This is a genomic window from Psychrobacter sp. GW64-MNA-CIBAN-0177, from assembly GCF_040309585.1.
Lineage (GTDB): Bacteria > Pseudomonadota > Gammaproteobacteria > Pseudomonadales > Moraxellaceae > Psychrobacter > Psychrobacter okhotskensis.
Window position 1 is genome coordinate 1 of sequence record NZ_JBEOOY010000373.1, and the last position, 259, is coordinate 259.

The following is a 259-nucleotide window of genomic DNA, read 5'->3' on the forward strand; positions in this document are numbered from 1 at the left end:
TGCATGGACTGTCGCTGCGCTTGAAAAATGGGCACTCCCCATTCGTTTAGATAAAAACTGGCAGCAAGGTAATTACTACGACAAGGAGCGCCCATTAGATGGACTTGCCGCAACCATGTTAAATATTACCCAAGATGCGATGCATCCAATTATTTATAACGCTAGCTTCCCTGACTTTAACGTACTTGATGAAGGTGCGTTAAAAGACATTCGTACCTTACCTAAGTTAAACCAAGTACTAGCACAGCGTGCAATGGCG

General features: G+C 44.0%; 1 protein-coding gene. It reads left to right on the forward strand.

Annotated features, from left to right (window positions below):
* The coding region (locus AAEY79_RS15505; RefSeq protein WP_352289437.1) for a hypothetical protein at window positions 1–259 on the forward strand (259 nt) is incomplete at both ends.